This is a genomic window from Buttiauxella sp. B2 (assembly GCF_006376615.1).
Taxonomy (GTDB): domain Bacteria; phylum Pseudomonadota; class Gammaproteobacteria; order Enterobacterales; family Enterobacteriaceae; genus Buttiauxella.
On the sequence record NZ_VEXQ01000018.1, the window covers coordinates 26,394 to 40,630 of the forward strand.

Consider the following 14,237-nt stretch of genomic DNA (forward strand, 5'->3'; position numbering starts at 1 on the left):
CAGCTCACCTTATTGCTTGACGGAGGATTGAGCAGGTGTGGAAACGGTGACTTTATTGCCAACAGTAACCTTTTGCACACCACTGATAATCACCTTGTCTCCAACCGTTAACCCTTGTGAAATTAACCAGTTATTCCCCACGGCCTGATTGGCAACCACCGTTCTGCTTTCTACTTCGTTGCTGGAATTCACCAGCAGAACCGTAGCATCACCTCTTGGCGTACGTGTTACGCCTTCCTGTGGAATCAGAATGGCGTCGGGTTTGAGCCCTTCATAAATCCGAGCGCGTACAAACATACCTGGCAGAAGCTGATGCTGAGGATTAGGGAAAAGTGCGCGTAATGTGACTGAGCCTGTGGTTTCATCCACGGTGACATCGGAAAACTCTAGAGTGCCTTTCTCGGGATAAAGTTGCCCGTTATCCATTATTAAATTAATTTCCGTAGCCTGAGCGTCTGTTTGCAGTGTTCCCAGAGCAAGGGCCTGTTTCAATGCCAGCAGGTCATTGCTGGACTGGGTAACATCGACATAGATGGGGTCAAGCTGCTGTACCGTAGTAAGTTCTTGTGCTTGGCCGTTGGTAACCAGTGCGCCTTCAGTTACATTGGATTTACCTATTCTGCCACTTATTGGTGAGGTGACTTTGGTATAGGCCAGATTAATACGGGCGCTTTCTACGGCGGCTTTTCCAGATGCAACTTCAGCATCGGCTTGCTGTGCTGAAGCGCGAGCTTGATCGTATTCTTGCTCGCTGATGTAATGCGTTTTGAGCAAAGACTGATACCGTTTTACAGTAAGGTGAGTGAGATTAGCGGTGGCCAAGGCTTTCACTAAGCTCGCCTTTGCGTTGTCATAAGCAGCTTGGTAGGGAGCCGGGTCAATCTGATAAAGGGAGTCCCCTGCTTTAATATCGCTGCCTTCAATAAAATTACGTTTGAGGATAATTCCGTTTACCTGAGGACGAACTTCTGCAACACGGTATGAGTTTGTGCGGCCAGGTAATTCAGTCGTTAATGTGTAAGGCTCTGTTTTAACAACGTAGACGTCAACTTGTGCGATCGGCAACTGGGGCTTCTTACCATCTTGATCATTACATGCCGACAACAGATTGATGGAAACAAAAAGACAAAAGGAGAAGGAGATAAATTTGACATGATCCTTCATTACTATTCCTTATAAAATGAAGATGTAAGAGTCTGGAAATTATTCTTGGCGCGTGCACGCCATGTTTTTGCATAATTGGATTCCTCATCACGTCTAAACGTGTGAGTATCGTGACGCGACATATGGAATAAAAAAGCGGTATTTCTAAAGTATTAATATCTTATTTTATGACAGATGAGAATAGAGAAGGATTCCTAAAATTGGTTATATAGAAAATGTTTGTTTTTTTATTGAAAGATTGGATAGAATGTTATTCTCCTGCAGCGTTATTTTTAATTATTGGTGTCCCATGGTGCGAAAAACGAAGGCAGAAGCTTATAAAACAAGACGAAAGTTAATGGAGGCAGCTATCTATGAATTTTCTAATAAAGGTGTTGCAGCTACAACACTATATGATATCTCACAGGCTGCAGGTGTTACTAGAGGTGCTGTATATTGGCATTTTGAAAATAAATCAAAATTATTTAACGATATATGGATTGAACAGAGATCTTTGATTCATACCCTTGAGAAGGCTTTAGGTGATGTCGGTGCCGAGGAATTTTTTGCCGTGTTAAGAAATTCATTGGTTGCTCAGCTGCAGGGGATTGCGCAAGATCCCATGCAGCGCGCGTTGATGGAAATACTTTTCCATAAATGCGAATATGGGGAAAAGATTCTTTCTGAGCAAGAAATTCTACAGCATATAGGGTTTGACCCAGATATTTTAAAAAGAATACTTATCAAGTTCATTGAGAAAAACAAAAATTACAAATGGATTAATATAGAAAATACGGTCATGATTTTCCATGGTTGCGTTATAGGCATCGTAAAAAATTGGTTATTATTTCCTGAGTCTTATAATCTTTATCAGCAAGCCCCAGCGGTAGTTGATAGTATACTTAAAATACTTATGGTAGAAGACAAGTAAATACTCATTAAAATATTATCCTTCTAATTAACGAAAGCTCTAATTGATAGAGCTGGAGGATATAACCTTCAAAAATATTAAGCTTATAAATTATTTGTTGTGGATAAATTAATGTATCTTATGATAAGGAGTGAAGAATGACATTTTCCAGCGAAAGACTAGTTGGGCTAAAGGTTTTAATGATCCATGCAGATATTCCTCAACTAGAGGCGATAAATCGATCAGTTAAAACACTAACCGAAGATTTAAATAAAAGAAGTATTCATGTTGTCATTTCCTCTGATTTCGAAGATGCCAACGCCATTGTATTATCTGATTCTACGATTCAGTGCGTTGTGCTTAATTGGATGTTGCAGGAAAACGATGAACACAATCTGAAAGCAAGGGATATGATAAAACATATTCGCTCCAAAAACATTCGCATTCCGATTTTCTTAATGATTGAAAGAAATAACGCTTCAACCTTAACAGCAGACGTTATGCGTCAGTCAGACGAACTAATATGGTTGCTTGAAGATACATCATTCTTTATTTCTGGACGTATTTATTCGGCTATTTTGCGTTATCGTGAAAACATTACTCCCCCCTTCACAAAAGCCGTCATTGCTTTTGCTGAAAAATACGAGTATTCATGGCATACACCAGGTCATGCTGGCGGCACCGCATTTTTAAAATCACCTGTTGGTCGGGTTTTTCATGACTACTTCGGTGAGAATTTGTTACGTTCCGATTTATCTATTTCTGTAGGTGAACTGGGATCGTTACTTGACCATAGTGGCCCGATTGGAGAGAGTGAAAAATTTTGCGCCAAAGTATTTGGTGCAGATCGCGCTTATACAGTGACAAATGGTTCATCGATGTCAAACCGTGTGATTCTTATGTCTTCTGTTGCACGCAACGACTATGCACTCTGTGACCGAAATGCACATAAATCAACAGAACATGCGCTTACCATGACGGGTGTAATTCCTACTTATTTAATACCGTCACGTAATAACCTTGGCATGATTGGACCAATTTACAACCGATACTTGAGTGAAACTAGTATCAGAGAATCTATTAAAAAGAATCCATTAACACATGATAAAAAGAAAAAAGCGCATCATGCTATTATCACTAACTCAACATATGACGGCTTAATTTATCATGTTCCAACGGTAATTGATTCACTGGATGCGAGTGTCGACCGTATTCATTTTGATGAGGCATGGTACGGCTACGCACGATTCAATCCAATATATCGTGATCACTTTGGTATGTATGGTGACCCAAAAGATTATCCGAAAGATAAACCTAGTATCTTCACGACAACCTCAACACATAAGCTATTAGCCGCATTATCTCAAGCTTCACTTATTGGTGTACGTGACGGCCGAAACCCAGTTCCGCATGCACGATTCAATGAATCTTATATGATGCATGCATCTACTTCACCGCTTTATCCTATTATTATGGCTAATGAGGTATCTGCCGAGATGATGAATGGTGTCAGTGGCTTAGTACTGACTACAGAATCTATTACTGAAGCTGTCAGCTTCAGGAAGGTAATTGGCAAAATTAAACGTCAGGCATATGCAGAACATGATTGGTTTTTCTCAACCTGGAATGCTGATTATGTCACTGATAGTGATAGCGGCCAGCGTATTGCGTTCGAAGATGCACCTGATGAGCTTTTAATCACGGATTCAGCATGCTGGAAATTAAATTCTCAGGATAGCTGGCACGGATTTAAAGGTATTGAAGACAATTATTGCATGCTCGACCCTATAAAAGTATCTGTGGTAATGCCTGGTGTCTCTATTGATGGTTCATTGGAGGAAATGGGGATTCCAGCAATGCTGGTAACGGCATTTTTAAGCCAAAGAGGCATTCAAGTTGAAAAAACCACAGACTTTACCATCTTATTCTTATTTTCACTTGGGGTAACAAGAGGTAAATACGGAACTCTCGTCAACGCACTATTACGCTTCAAAGATGCCTACGACAACAATGCACCAGTGAGTGAGGTGCTGTATGCGCACTCCAGTGAAGTGCCCGCTTGCTATGAAGAAATGGGTTTGAAAACTCTTGCGGAATCGATGTTTGCCATGATCAAAAATAACCAAATTATGGCGATACAAGCCGAGGCATTTTCTACTCTGCCAGAGCCTGCTATGACACCTGCCGATGCTTATGTAAAATTAGTCCATAACGAAATTGACACCGTACATATTGATGATCTACAGGGGCGTATCTTAGCTACCGGAATAGTCCCTTACCCACCAGGAATTCCAATGATAATGCCCGGGGAAAATGCAGGCAGTAACGATGGCCCTTATATTCGCTATCTATTGGCATTGCAGGAATGGGATAGGAATTTCCCTGGTTTTACTCATGATATACATGGCGTTGAAAGTGTTAATGGTAATTATTATGTTCAGTGCCTAAAAGAGCATAACGCGAAGTAACCGAATGAATTTTATTATTTATAAGGATATATTATGAGTGTTAAAAAAATGGGTGTTGTGCAGTTAACTATGTTAACGGCAATTAATATGCTGGGTTCAGGTATTATCCTTCTTCCTTCCAAACTTGCTGAAGTGGGTGGTATATCTATTATTTCATGGCTAGTAACTGCAACAGGTTCCGTCGCTTTAGCCTGGGCATTTGCTTGTTGCGGAACATTAAGTAATAAACCAGGTGGTATGGGTGGTTATGCAGAATATGCTTTCGGTAAGGCTGGAAATTATATTGCTAACTACACCTACGGTGTGGCTATTGTTATTGGTAATGTGGCAATCGCCATTACCGCTGTCGGTTATATTAACGGATTATTTCATATCAATCCCAACCCGCTCGTCATTGGGTTGATGACGATTGGACTACTTTGGCTAACCACTGTTGCCAATTTCGGTGGTGCCAGTATTACCGGTAAACTGGGTGGTATTACCGTTTGGGGAGTTATCGCTCCAGTGGTGGTCATTTCAACCATCGGTTGGTTTTGGTTTGATCCGAAAATTTATATGGCTGGTTGGAATCCTCACCAGAAAAGTCTGTTTGAAGCTGCAGGGTCGTCAGTGGCTATCACTTTGTGGGCATTTCTTGGTTTGGAATCTGCCTGTGCAAACTGTGATGCCGTCGATAATCCAAAAAAGAACGTCCCGATTGCAGTTCTTTTTGGCACTATAGGTTCAGCAATTTTATATATTATCTCAACAAACGTAATTGCAGGAATTATTCCTAATATGCAGCTGGCAAATTCAGACGCACCTTTTGGGCTGGCGTTTGCTATGATGTTTACCCCTATCGTTGGTAGTATTGTTACAGGTTTAATGGTGTTAGCTTGTATTGGCTCACTATTAGGTTGGCAATTTACTACCGCACAGGTGTTCAAAAGCTCAGCAGATGTTGGCTATTTCCTAAAAGTTTTTTCTAAAACAACAAAATCTGGCACGCCCATAATTGGGATGATCATTTTGTTGTTTATACAAACATTGTTAAGTTGGTTTTCAATACCAATCAGTAAGGATGGAACGCGTTTAGGTTGGTTAACTGAAACAAATATTACTAACCCTGGTGTATCTGCACAATTCTCTGCCATCGTAGATTTATCCGTGGTAACAAACCTTATTCCTTATATCCTTTCCATGGCCGCATTAGTCACGATACAAGAAATTTCACATACACCTCGGCGTAAAGCAATAATTAACAATATTATTGCCACTGTAGGTGCTGCTTATAGCTATTTCGCATTAGTTAATTCTGGCGATCAGGCTCTGATCTCCGGCGGTATTGCGACAATATTAGGATTTACGTTCTATGGTGTTGTCAGTGCCCGATTTGTAAAGGATGAACAGCGATTGCATCCAGACCATGTTATTTCAGGCTCCGACGAGGTTCCAGCAGTTCTCCATCAACCATAAACGAAAATAATTCCTACCTTCTGAGCTACACCCCAAATGTTGGACATCAACTGAGTAAAGGTGGAGAGGTAACGAAAAACTAGACACCAAGTTAAGATACTTTAAAAAGTAGTTCAGTGATGAAACTGGTGGATCATTGATAGCCTATTCAAAATTGAAACAGTCAGGCTTGTCAATTGTGGGGAAATGACCATAACGCAGATTGCGCGAGTCTTAAATAATAGCGCCCCCACTCTTCACTGATGAGTGGGGGCGCTATAAAGAAAATGCCTTTCCAGGCAGACGGTTTCATGCGCCCTTCATCGTCAAATTCCTGCCATGCCTTTGGTACTGACGACTGATTTGAAATGGTGAACATCCGCATCTGATTTACCGTGTTGAATGACTGCGAACCGCCGCAAACCTGCATAACGGACAATGTTTTACCTTGGGATGGACAACAGTTCCTTCACTCAGTGGTATCCAGCCAATCTGCGCTTTCATGACTGAACTCATCGCCCCGTGTCTTTCCGGTGAACTCCAAACCATTCCTTCACACCACCTGACTAGTTTCCGCAACTCGAGCACTTTAGGATCTGTTTCTGGCGCGCCATCAGGTAATGGTAGACAAGAGGGATTAAAGATTTTTACTTCAGCCCCCATTTCTGCCAGCAACCGCCCCGCTTCTTCTACGGTAAACCGGCTGTATGAGCGCTGTCTAACAGAGCCGTAGAGAATCAAAATGCGCACTGTCGCCTGGGGGCTGGTCTGAATTTTATTGGCAATTTCATCATTAAAAAACTCTTGTTCGATTGCAGATAAATATGTCATGAAAATTCCCCAGCCTAAAGCTGTGCTTTAAAACCAATCATATATGAATTAGTGTATGTATCATTAACTCATATTGAGGTTTCAAAATGCTTCAGCCTGTTCAGCTTTTTAAACTGCTTGCCGATGAAACGCGGTCGACCATTGTGATGTTGCTCAGGGAGTCCGGCGAGTTATGTGTATGCGACATCTGTGCAGTTACGGCGGAGTCTCAGCCCAAAATATCCCGACACATGGCCTTATTACGCGAGGCTGAACTGGTGACTGACCGCCGCGAAGGGAAATGGGTGCATTATCGCCTGTCGCCACATATGCCTGCATGGGCTGCAACCATCATTGACTCAGCCTGGAATAGTGAACGTGGGAACATACGAAATAAGCTGAATAGCACTTCAGCTACCTCGTATTGAAATGGGTTTACATATGCAATTAATCAAATATGAATGGAGTCATTAATGTTACTGGCCGGTGCAATTTTTTTACTTACTCTTGTTCTGGTTATCTGGCAACCCAGGGGATTGGGTATTGGCTGGAGCGCAATGCTGGGCGCAGGTCTGGCGCTACTGTCAGGAGTTGTTCACTTAGGCGACATACAGCTCGTCTGGCAGATTGTCTGGAATGCGACCGCAACCTTTATCGCCGTTATCATCATCAGCCTTCTGCTCGATGAATCCGGTTTCTTTGAATGGGCCGCACTGCATGTTGCCCGTTGGGGCAATGGCCGTGGTCGCTTACTGTTTACCTGGATTGTCCTGCTGGGCGCTATGGTAGCAGCACTGTTTGCCAATGATGGCGCAGCACTTATCCTGACACCTATTGTGATTGCGATGCTCCTGGCTCTCGGTTTCAGCCAGGGGACAACTCTAGCCTTTGTCATGGCAGCAGGATTTATAGCAGATACGGCCAGCTTACCGCTTGTGGTCTCAAATCTGGTGAATATTGTCTCAGCTGATTTCTTTAACCTCGGCTTCACTGAGTATGCAGCAGTGATGGTGCCGGTTAACCTGGCAGCAATTGCAGCGACACTGACCATGCTGCATCTGTTTTTCCGCAAAGATATTCCCGTAGTTTACGACCTGTCCCTGTTGAAAGCGCCGAAAGAAGCTATCCGCGACATAAACACGTTTAAAATCGGGTGGCTGGTACTGATTCTACTGTTGCTAGGTTTCTTTGGCCTGGAGCCGCTCGGTGTGCCTGTCAGTCTGGTAGCAGCCGTAGGAGCACTGATTCTGTTTGCGGTTGCGAATAAAGGACATGCTATTAACACCGGCAAGGTGCTTCGTGGTGCGCCCTGGCAAATAGTTATCTTCTCGCTGGGTATGTATCTGGTGGTCTATGGTTTGCGCAATGCAGGACTGACTCACTACCTATCATCCCTTCTGAACCAGCTGGCTGAACAGGGATTGTGGGTGGCTACGTTGGGAACGGGGTTCCTGACAGCATTTTTGTCTTCCGTTATGAACAATATGCCGACCGTACTAGTAGGGGCACTTTCGATTGATGGCAGCACGGCCACGGGTGTAATCAAAGAAGCGATGATTTATGCCAATATTATCGGTAGCGATCTGGGGCCTAAAATCACGCCAATTGGCAGTCTGGCGACACTGTTATGGCTGCATGTTTTGTCGCAGAAAAATATGACTATTACCTGGGGATATTACTTCCGTGTGGGCATTGTCATGACAATCCCGGTGCTTATGGTGACGTTGGCTGCATTGGCCTTGCGGCTGTCTGTAGCACTGTAATTACTGTTTAACACATATCCCCAGGAGGAATGTCCTGTTGGGGTTTCAACAAGAGACAATCACAATGAGCAATGTAACTATTTACCATAATCCCGCCTGTGGAACGTCACGTAATACCCTTGAATTGATTCGTAACAGTGGTACTGAACCTACGGTAATTCTGTATCTGGAAAAACCACCAACCCGTGAAGAACTGGTGAGAATGGTTGCGGATATGGGGATTACCGTTCGGGCGTTATTACGTAAAAATGTCGAACCTTATGAGCAATTAGGACTGCCCGAAGGCACTTTCAGCGATGACAAGTTGATTGAGTTTATGTTACTGCACCCTATCCTGATTAATCGCCCAATTGTTGTCAGCCCTCTTGGTACCCGATTATGCCGGCCTTCAGAGGTAGTTCTGGATATTTTACCTGATGCTCAGCGTGGGGCCTTTAACAAGGAAGACGGTGAGCGAGTCATTGATGAGCAAGGTAAACAGATCAAAAAATAAGAACTGAGAAAGAGAGTAGCAATTGAGATATTAGAAAAATAATAACATGGCATAGCTCATTGGTATTTTTGTCGTAATAGGCAATTTAATTACTTTTATTATGCCTGGACACCGATTCACTTTCCCTGATGAGAGATTTTCTATGGTGATACAAGACGCCGGGAGTAACCTTTGAGCATGGCTCGTGTGTATCTAGTTCCCTGCTCTATGCCTATCGCGCTCAGTTTTGGCAAGTTTGCTGATGTCCTCTTTTTCCAGAATAACTTTGTCACAGCCGTAACGTACCGCATTTAACATCGCTTTACCGATATCTTCTGTTGTCAGAATCGCATGTGGAAAAATGAGTTTCAGAACTGGAAGTACTGGCGTCATTAACTGATAAAAAATCCGGTAGCTGGTCGTTTTGGAACGCGCACCATACAAGGGTTGGATAATGGCAGGACGAAACATCCAGGCAGAGGCAAAACCCAGAGCCAGAATCGCATTTTCAGTTTTGCCTTTCACCGTGGCCCACATACTCTTCCCCTGCATCGAACTGTCGGTCCCAGCACCCGAAACATAGATAAAGGCCATCTCCGGGTTTACCTTCACCAGACGGGAAGCCACGCTCAGGGTTAAATCGTAGGTCAGTTTACTGTACTGCTCTTCAGTCTTCCCGGCAGCACTGACGCCGAGACAAAAAAAGCAGGCCTCATAGTGGCGCATGTCGTAATCGCTTAAGGGCTGAACCAAGTCGGCGGTAATCAGCTGCTTCAGCTTTGGATGGTGGTCAGGTAATGCGGAACGCACGATGACTGTCACCGTTTCCACATCGTCTGCCAGCAGACATTCACGTAAAACCCCCTGACCCACCATGCCGGAAGCGCCATAAATTACAATTTTCACAAGCTGACCTCTGCTACTTTATTATTACTACTGAAGCAGCAACCCCCTACTCGTGAGTCATATTACTTTCGGGGGATGCGTTATGTAAGGCGGCTATTTTTATCGTGAACAACTAACCACCCACTCACAGATCTTTAGAATATCGATTTGTATTCAAGATAAGATTTGATGCCATAGGTACCGTTTTCTCTTCCAATACCTGACTGTTTGACCCCACCAAACGGGGCAAAAGGATTATGACCGAACGTATTAATAGAAACGGTTCCTGCTTCCATTTGCTCAGCAATTTTTCTCGCATGCTGGATATCAGACCCGCTGACATAGCCTGCAAGGCCATACGGTGAGTCGTTTGCGATATCAATGGCTTCCTGTTCTGTTTTGTAGGTGATCACGCAGAGCACGGGTCCGAAAATTTCTTCTCTTGCTATGGTCATGTCATTGGTGACATTGACAAATATAGTGGGTTTCACGAAATTACCCTGCTCAAGGCCTTCCGGATGTCCTGGCCCACCCGTGAGAAGTTCAGCACCTTCTTCGATCCCTTTTAGAATATAGCTCTGAACTCTCTGGTACTGTGTTTTCGATACCATTGGCCCAATAGCCGTATCAGGTTGCTCAGGTAATCCCACTTTAAGGTGCCCGACAGCCTGCTTAAGTGCAGATTTAACTTCTTCGAGACGATTTTCAGGGACCAAAATTCGGGTTCCTGCAATGCAGGCTTGCCCGCTATTCATAAACCCTGAACCCAGAATAAAGGGTATCGCCTGGCTCAAGTCAGCATCGCCCAGAACAATGTGTGCCGACTTACCGCCAAGTTCCAGCGTTACCCTTTTAAGCGTGGCAGCTCCTGTGCTCGCAATGCTTTTTCCAACGGCAGTTGAACCCGTGAAGGAAATTTTGGCTACGTCAGGGTTTCTTGTTAGTTCCGCACCGACCACATCTCCCCGGCCGTTGACAATATTGATGAGTCCGGCAGGTAAATTAGCTGCATTCACGCACTCCATTATCACCTGCGTCTGCAGAGCGCTCATCTCACTGGGCTTGGTCACAACAGTACATCCAGCAGCCAGTGCGGCGGCTGTTTTATTACAAAAATAGAGAATATTGGCATTCCAGGGGGTGATATGACCTGCAACGCCGACCGGATTCATCGAAACTTCGGTTTCCCCTACCATCTCTTTAAAGGTAATGTTTTTCAGGCTCTCTTTTGCACTCAGAATCAAGTCAGTCGACGCCTTCACAAGGAATTGTGCCATCTGTGCAGGTCCACCGTATTCTTTTATCAGTGCCTGTGCGTGGTCATCTGCCCGGGCAAGAATGGCATCGTGTAATCTCTGAAGGTATTCGGCACGCTGTTCAGCAGTGGTTCTGGAATAGGTTTTAAACGCTTCTTTTGCCGCGGCTATTGCTCGCTGTGCGTCTTCCTCATTTCCGAGCACAACTGTTCCGATAACCTCATTAGTGGAAGGGTTGATGAGTTCGAACTTCTCCTGCCCAACTGAATCTGTAAATTTTCCGCCAATATAATGCTGAGTGATGTGCTTCATGTGCCTCTCCCGATAAGTTAAAGTTTGCTGCTTGTCGTGCTGCGTTAACACTGGAGTTCTATGAAACTCATAAAATGACTGAATGGTCAGTCATTTTATGCATAAAAAATTAACCTACATTCTTAGAGACTGCCAGAACATGCGAAAACCAGTATCGGTGTATTCGTTCGTTCTGCCTGGCTCATTGATGACGAAATCGATTGTCGTTTCAGCCAGCGAAGCCATGACGGCAGTGATGAACGCCACATTTTGGCAGGATTCAGAGTTACTCAGTTCGGACAACATATGATTAACCACTTCAAACATGGCCTGGGACTGCTTACGGGTACCCTCTGAGATGACCCTGGAGACGGTCAGTTGTTGCAAGGCGGTACGCTTCTCAGGGTTATTACACGCCCATGCAACATACGACTTCCAGACATGAAAAGCTTTGTTTTCAATCCGTGCTTGCAGTGGAAATTCATATATCAGTGCCGTAGCAACTTCAGTTTTGATGTGCAGATAAAGCTGATTCAGCAGTGTGACCTTATCCGGAAAATACGTAAACAGAGATCCAGTAGAGATACCTGCTTCTTTAGCAATTAAGGCCGTGGTTGCATTAAGCCCCTGCCCAGCGATGATCCGCACAGCGGAATCCAGGATGGCTTTACGTTTTTCTTCGTCAAGTGGTCTTGCCATGTTGTCATCTTAATTGAGTGATTAGTCAATCATACGATTTGTTGAGTAATAATCAAGCCTGAATGGAAATTTTTAATGAGTAATTGATGTTAGAACCTGTTTTTAGCGTAACAAAGATTCAATAATTGCACTGAACGTAATATCGCCGGTGAATTGTTTGTTGGCTTCAGTATTGGCATCATGGTGTTGCTTTAGATCTTTCATGGCCGCGGTGTAATCAGCCGCTTCTGATTCAAAATCAATCTTCTGATAACCTGATTTCAGCAGTTCAACCTGCTCAGAAATGCTGTCCAGGGCACGTATATCAGTATTTTTAACGAAAAATACATAGTGAGGCATATTCTTACTCCTTCTTTTACTCACACTCATGAATAGTGCAACAGCTCTGAAACGAACTGACTTCATCGCCTGAAAAGAACAGTAGTCTCTAGAGGCACTGGTCGGCCTGCACTTTGACACTGATATAAAAACAGGATGCACATGCATCCTGTTTTCATTACTGCTAGATTTGACGCACAAATACAATGCGTTATTTTAACTTCAAATCGTTTTCGATAGTTTTCACACCCGCGACTGTTTTAGTCGCAGTCACCGCTTTTTTGATATCTTCTGATGAAGCAACAAAGCCACTTAGCTGTACGCGACCTTTATAAGTGACTACTGTAATATCCGTCGATTTCAGTGATTTCTCTGCCAGCAATGCCGATTTCACTTTTGTGGTAATCACAGTGTCATCAATATAGTTACCTGTGCTTTCCTTATTGGAAGAACCCGCACAACCTGTCAACGCAACCGAGAGTGTTGCCGCTGCTAATAAAGCCATCATTGATTTAGAATTTTTCATTAAGTCCCTTCCTTTCCTTTTGACATCATCAAGATAGTGATAACTGTAATCCGTACTAATCAGCCAGTGTAATCATAGTAATTATTTGCTCAAGTGTGGATTGTGCGCAATCCTAAAAATTTTGGTGCCGGGTCAAAGAGAGTTAGGGTTTATTTCACCATCAGGTGCTCTGCCAATTTGATAAGAGCAACCCCCTGTCATCGAGTTTTTAACTTCTCCTGGCAGTTCTGATCCGCTTTACCTTCACGCATTAAAACGCCCTCTTTCCCTTTGCTCCAGAAGCCCCAGTTTTGCGCTTCATACTTCGCACCACTACCAGAACGGGCAAGATAAGCGATCTCTGGCTGGATATTGCCGGTTTTCAGCAGCGCAGCTGGCATTTCGGTTTCGTTGTAGTACCAGGCTATCAGTTGCTCTTTCCCGCACTGATAGGTGTAAGGATCAGGTGTTTTCAGCAGTTCACCTTTTATCTGCAACTCGGTAATGCGCCTGGAATATTCGTCGATCACACACTGGCTGGCGTTATCACTTTTCCAACATTCGTCGCGGCCTTTTATCCAACCTCGTTGCGTGGCTTTTTGCACTTTTTGCTCTTGAGCGGGTAATTTTTTCATTGCAGCCGAATACACACTCGACATTTTCACGTCCAGCGCCGCGAGTGTCTTATCCTTACAAATCAACTTTTCCACTTCGCTGCCGCTGGTCTTGTTACAGTCAAACGACGGTTTCGCCGCAAAAGCTAATGGTGAGGCTAGCACCATTAGAATCAGTACCTTTTTCATATCAATAATCCTGATTCATCAAAATATTGCAGTGAATTGCCCAGCTTACACCGACAATCACACAGCGTTTGGCATCTTGATTTTGTTATGTTTTAAGAGGGTTTATTTACACGGAACGCATTAACCCACCGAAATCGTTAATGTATTTTAAGCTGATGGAACTGTTCCCCGCGAGGGAAATATCCGCGCCGCTTTGCGGTGGTTAGTTTTTTTTCATCATTTTTTGCAGGCGCGGCTTTTGGTTTGACTGCACAAAGCATAAAGAAGGGTTATTTATCGCGGTGCAACGAACAGAGATTTACATGATGGACAAAGCAATGTTTGCCCCTGACGGACTTTATTGGCGGGATGCGTAGACTTTTTGCCACAAATTGGACAAGTAATAGAGTTGCTTGATGCTTTACTGAGGTATTTCATTGCGGAATCGAATAGGGACATGATGATTAGCCTTTCAATGAATAAGGTTCATCGTATCATGCC

At 43.7% G+C, this 14,237-nt stretch carries 14 protein-coding genes and 1 pseudogene; 6 read left to right on the forward strand and 9 right to left on the reverse strand.

Translation table 11 applies throughout. The annotated features are described in order from the left end of the window. Nucleotides 1-9 precede the first annotated feature (9 nt). Entirely contained in the window at nt 10-1,164 is a 1,155-nt protein-coding gene (locus tag FH968_RS17700; protein WP_139881983.1) for an efflux RND transporter periplasmic adaptor subunit, read from the reverse strand. A gap of 289 nt (nt 1,165-1,453) precedes the next feature. Between FH968_RS17700 and FH968_RS17705 the strand changes: the two genes are divergently transcribed. From FH968_RS17705 to potE, 3 genes are all read left to right on the forward strand, one after another. Further along, complete coding sequence (locus FH968_RS17705; RefSeq protein WP_370451528.1) at nt 1,454-2,074, forward strand: TetR family transcriptional regulator; 621 nt, start codon at nt 1,454-1,456, stop codon at nt 2,072-2,074. A gap of 137 nt (nt 2,075-2,211) precedes the next feature. Then, nucleotides 2,212-4,521, forward strand: coding sequence for an Orn/Lys/Arg decarboxylase N-terminal domain-containing protein (locus FH968_RS17710; protein WP_139881987.1), 2,310 nt, complete (start codon nt 2,212-2,214; stop codon nt 4,519-4,521). A gap of 33 nt (nt 4,522-4,554) precedes the next feature. Further along, the gene (potE, locus tag FH968_RS17715; protein WP_139881989.1) at nt 4,555-5,976 is read left to right on the forward strand and encodes a putrescine-ornithine antiporter; all 1,422 of its coding nucleotides are present in this window, start codon (nt 4,555-4,557) and stop codon (nt 5,974-5,976) included. A 274-nt stretch (nt 5,977-6,250) separates the two neighbouring features. Here the strand turns inward: potE and FH968_RS17720 are convergent. Further along, nucleotides 6,251-6,786, reverse strand: a pseudogene (locus FH968_RS17720) (NAD(P)H-dependent oxidoreductase); the annotation flags it as partial. A gap of 86 nt (nt 6,787-6,872) precedes the next feature. On the opposite strand from FH968_RS17720, the gene FH968_RS17725 reads away from it, so the two are divergent. The 3 genes from FH968_RS17725 to arsC all read left to right on the forward strand — a co-directional run bounded on the left by FH968_RS17725 (nt 6,873) and on the right by arsC (nt 9,021). After that, the gene (locus FH968_RS17725; protein ID WP_139881991.1) at nt 6,873-7,193 is read left to right on the forward strand and encodes a metalloregulator ArsR/SmtB family transcription factor; all 321 of its coding nucleotides are present in this window, start codon (nt 6,873-6,875) and stop codon (nt 7,191-7,193) included. 45 nt (nt 7,194-7,238) lie between these two features. After that, the gene (locus FH968_RS17730) at nt 7,239-8,528 is read left to right on the forward strand and encodes an arsenic transporter (protein ID WP_139881993.1); all 1,290 of its coding nucleotides are present in this window, start codon (nt 7,239-7,241) and stop codon (nt 8,526-8,528) included. Nucleotides 8,529-8,592: 64 nt separating this feature from the next. Continuing rightward, nucleotides 8,593-9,021 (forward strand): glutaredoxin-dependent arsenate reductase, encoded by a 429-nt coding sequence (arsC, locus tag FH968_RS17735; protein WP_139881996.1) that lies wholly within the window; start codon nt 8,593-8,595, stop codon nt 9,019-9,021. Nucleotides 9,022-9,213: 192 nt separating this feature from the next. Here arsC and FH968_RS17740 read toward each other — a convergent pair whose 3' ends face one another. From FH968_RS17740 to FH968_RS23910, 7 genes are all read right to left on the reverse strand, one after another. Then, nucleotides 9,214-9,906 (reverse strand): epimerase, encoded by a 693-nt coding sequence (locus FH968_RS17740; RefSeq protein WP_139881998.1) that lies wholly within the window; start codon nt 9,904-9,906, stop codon nt 9,214-9,216. A 134-nt stretch (nt 9,907-10,040) separates the two neighbouring features. Next, nucleotides 10,041-11,453 (reverse strand): aldehyde dehydrogenase family protein, encoded by a 1,413-nt coding sequence (locus FH968_RS17745; RefSeq protein ID WP_139882000.1) that lies wholly within the window; start codon nt 11,451-11,453, stop codon nt 10,041-10,043. 114 nt (nt 11,454-11,567) lie between these two features. Then, nucleotides 11,568-12,131 (reverse strand): TetR/AcrR family transcriptional regulator, encoded by a 564-nt coding sequence (locus tag FH968_RS17750; RefSeq protein ID WP_139882002.1) that lies wholly within the window; start codon nt 12,129-12,131, stop codon nt 11,568-11,570. A 102-nt stretch (nt 12,132-12,233) separates the two neighbouring features. Then, a complete protein-coding gene (locus tag FH968_RS17755) occupies nt 12,234-12,470 on the reverse strand; it encodes a hypothetical protein (RefSeq protein ID WP_139882004.1) in 237 nt (78 codons plus the stop codon). Nucleotides 12,471-12,660: 190 nt separating this feature from the next. Next, nucleotides 12,661-12,975 carry a BON domain-containing protein gene (locus FH968_RS17760; protein ID WP_139882006.1) on the reverse strand — a complete coding sequence of 105 codons (315 nt, stop codon included), beginning with the start codon at nt 12,973-12,975 and terminating at the stop codon, nt 12,661-12,663. 197 nt (nt 12,976-13,172) lie between these two features. Next, nucleotides 13,173-13,757, reverse strand: coding sequence for an MliC family protein (locus tag FH968_RS17765; protein ID WP_139882008.1), 585 nt, complete (start codon nt 13,755-13,757; stop codon nt 13,173-13,175). A gap of 273 nt (nt 13,758-14,030) precedes the next feature. Beyond that, nucleotides 14,031-14,195, reverse strand: coding sequence for a YnfU family zinc-binding protein (locus tag FH968_RS23910; RefSeq protein WP_223271337.1), 165 nt, complete (start codon nt 14,193-14,195; stop codon nt 14,031-14,033). Nucleotides 14,196-14,237 lie beyond the last annotated feature (42 nt).

What these genes read in the sequence shown, in the direction of transcription:
- arsC (WP_139881996.1), top strand. Translation starts at nt 8,593, where the DNA reads ATGAGCAATGTAACTATTTACCATAATCCCGCCTGTGGAACGTCACGT.
- FH968_RS17745 (WP_139882000.1), bottom strand. Translation starts at nt 11,453, where the DNA reads ATGAAGCACATCACTCAGCATTATATTGGCGGAAAATTTACAGATTCA.
- FH968_RS17700 (WP_139881983.1), bottom strand. Translation starts at nt 1,164, where the DNA reads ATGAAGGATCATGTCAAATTTATCTCCTTCTCCTTTTGTCTTTTTGTT.
- FH968_RS17705 (WP_370451528.1), top strand. Translation starts at nt 1,454, where the DNA reads ATGGTGCGAAAAACGAAGGCAGAAGCTTATAAAACAAGACGAAAGTTA.
- FH968_RS17750 (WP_139882002.1), bottom strand. Translation starts at nt 12,131, where the DNA reads ATGGCAAGACCACTTGACGAAGAAAAACGTAAAGCCATCCTGGATTCC.
- FH968_RS17760 (WP_139882006.1), bottom strand. Translation starts at nt 12,975, where the DNA reads ATGAAAAATTCTAAATCAATGATGGCTTTATTAGCAGCGGCAACACTC.
- FH968_RS23910 (WP_223271337.1), bottom strand. Translation starts at nt 14,195, where the DNA reads ATGTCCCTATTCGATTCCGCAATGAAATACCTCAGTAAAGCATCAAGC.
- potE (WP_139881989.1), top strand. Translation starts at nt 4,555, where the DNA reads ATGAGTGTTAAAAAAATGGGTGTTGTGCAGTTAACTATGTTAACGGCA.
- FH968_RS17755 (WP_139882004.1), bottom strand. Translation starts at nt 12,470, where the DNA reads ATGCCTCACTATGTATTTTTCGTTAAAAATACTGATATACGTGCCCTG.
- FH968_RS17765 (WP_139882008.1), bottom strand. Translation starts at nt 13,757, where the DNA reads ATGAAAAAGGTACTGATTCTAATGGTGCTAGCCTCACCATTAGCTTTT.
- FH968_RS17710 (WP_139881987.1), top strand. Translation starts at nt 2,212, where the DNA reads ATGACATTTTCCAGCGAAAGACTAGTTGGGCTAAAGGTTTTAATGATC.
- FH968_RS17730 (WP_139881993.1), top strand. Translation starts at nt 7,239, where the DNA reads ATGTTACTGGCCGGTGCAATTTTTTTACTTACTCTTGTTCTGGTTATC.
- FH968_RS17725 (WP_139881991.1), top strand. Translation starts at nt 6,873, where the DNA reads ATGCTTCAGCCTGTTCAGCTTTTTAAACTGCTTGCCGATGAAACGCGG.